The organism is Acinetobacter sp. YH12235 (assembly GCF_013417705.1).
Taxonomy (GTDB): Bacteria; Pseudomonadota; Gammaproteobacteria; order Pseudomonadales; family Moraxellaceae; genus Acinetobacter.
Map to the genome: position 1 here is coordinate 1 of NZ_VPDL01000072.1, position 1,055 is coordinate 1,055.

A 1,055-nucleotide genomic window follows, 5' to 3' on the forward strand; every position below is an offset into this window, starting at 1 on the left:
TGAGCTTCCTCTTGTTTTATGGGTATTTTATCGGGTGAAAATAAAGCTTTTAAAGTTCTTCTTTCAAACAAATTCACTTGAATTATTCTGAGTAAACGTTGAACTGTCCAACCTGTTTTTCCTAAATGTTGAGCGAAACTCACCAATAAATAGGCGATCATCGCAATCCAGATTTGTGTCTGAATTGCGTTCCTGCTGCGGCCTAGAAACGCTTTTAATTTGAGATTCTGCTTAATCGCCTTAAAGAACAGCTCAACTTTCCAACGATCTTTATAAATCGCCGCAATGGTGGAGGCGGCTAAATGAAAGTTATTGCTGAGAAAGCTAAAGTGCTTGCCACTTTGCTGATCTCTATATTCAATTCTTCTTAACACTGGGGCTTTTCTTTTTAGGGCATGTGCGCTATTCAGCTGAATGGTTTCATCTTTTAGAATACCTTTGGATTCAAGCACTGGATGTTGCTGGATCACCTGATACACAGATTTAGGCCTAAAACGTGTGACAAATCCAATGTTTTGAGCAGTCAGATTTGCATACCATTGGTAATCGACATAGCCTTTATCAAAAACTACAATGCTGCCAGCAGGAAACTGGAATTTGCGGCCTTGTACCATGTCATTTTCTTTGCCATTTTCAACTGCAACAAACTCAGGAATATCATTGCTGTGATTCAATCCTATACTGAGTTTCATGCTGGCTTTTGAGTCGTGAACTTTGGCCCATTCACATAAGGAAAGCGACAGGTCAATATGACTGGCATCCAAGGAATACAAGGGATTCTTAAAGCGAAATTTATGAGCGACTTTTGAGTGGTCATAGTATTTAAGCAACTTGTAAAATAGCTGTTGATACAAGGCAGCAGGCTGCTGCTCATTGATTCGTGCCAGCGTGCTTCGGGGAATAGACTTTGCTCCGAGATGACTTAGCTTTTCCTGTTGGCACTCCAAATTGGATTGAATATCTCTCAGACTTTGCCTACAAGAGAATTGAGACATCAATATGGCAATAAACTGATCCCACCGGGAAGCCGCTCTAAATTTCTGTCCAACATGGTG

The 1,055-nt window shown here is 40.6% G+C and carries 1 protein-coding gene; it reads right to left on the reverse strand.

The features are described from left to right. Window positions 1–1,055: IS4-like element ISAbe18 family transposase (locus FTV13_RS15580; protein ID WP_180012534.1), on the reverse strand; the 1,055-nt coding region annotated here is incomplete at both ends.